The organism is Acidimicrobiia bacterium (assembly GCA_016650365.1).
Taxonomy (GTDB): domain Bacteria; phylum Actinomycetota; class Acidimicrobiia; order Spongiisociales; family JAENVV01; genus JAENVV01.
In genome coordinates, this window is the sequence record JAENVV010000305.1 from 1 (window position 1) to 1,027 (window position 1,027).

Annotated in this window: 1 protein-coding gene; it reads right to left on the reverse strand. The window is 61.3% G+C overall.

Annotation, left to right across the window (positions count from 1 at the left end; all coding sequences use genetic code 11):
* Nucleotides 1–63 precede the first annotated feature (63 nt).
* A partial coding sequence (locus JJE47_16825) for a CoA transferase (GenBank protein ID MBK5269087.1) occupies nt 64–1,027 on the reverse strand: 964 nt, incomplete at its 5' end.

Below are 1,027 nucleotides of genomic sequence, written 5' to 3' on the forward strand. Positions count from 1 at the left end.
TCCCGATGGTGGCTGAAAGGGTCGATGTGAACAGGACCGCCGGCAGCGACTGACCGGTCCGCCTCAGCCCGGGTCCGTCTCCATCCACGTCTTCACCACCCCCCCGGCGGCAAGCCGATCGATCTCCTCGGACGAATACCCGAGTCGGGTTGAAAGGACCTCCCGGGTGTGCTCACCAAGCATCGGCGCCGGATGATTGGGAAACTCCCAGTTATCGAACTTCATCGGGCTGGGTGGATAGCGAACATCACCCAGCGTCGGGTGGTGGTAAGTCTTGACCATCTCGCGGGCCTCGATCTGCGGATCGGAGAAAATGCCGGCGAAGTCATTGACGGGGGCAGCCGGGATATCGAACTCGTCGAGGATCGCCATCCATTCATCCTTGGTCTTGGTGAGAAAGGCCTCCTCTAACAGCCCGACCACGAATCCTCGATTGGCGACACGGGTGGTGTTGTCGATGGTGCGAGGGTCGCTCTTGAGGTCGGGTCTGCCCAATGCGTCGCAAAGGTTCCGCCAGAACTTCTCGTCTCGGGCTGCGATCACCACATACCCATCCTTCACCTCGAACGCCTGCCAGGGCACCATGTGGGCGTGAGCTGTCCCCTGGCGGGTTACTTCTCCACTCCCGTTGAGGAATCCCAGAGCGTCGTAGGTGAGCATCGACACGAGTGAGTCGAGCATGGCGACGTCGGCGTGGTGGCCGTCTCCGTGAAGCCCACGCCCGACCAGGGCTCCGAGCACCGAAATGCAGGTGAAAATCCCGCCTGAGAGGTCAGCGATTGGAATGCCGACCCGGGCGGGGGGACCGTTGGGATCACCGGTTATGTCGACATGGCCGCTGAAGGCCTGGATAACGAGATCGAATGCCGGCCTGTCACGAGCAGGACCGGACTCACCAAAGCCAGTCACCGAAACCGTGATGATTGACGGCTTGTGCTTCTTCAATGTTTCGTGATCGATGCCGAGGCGGGTCATCACCCCCGGTCGGAAGTTGTCGATGACGACATCCGCCTGCTCGACCAGCGCA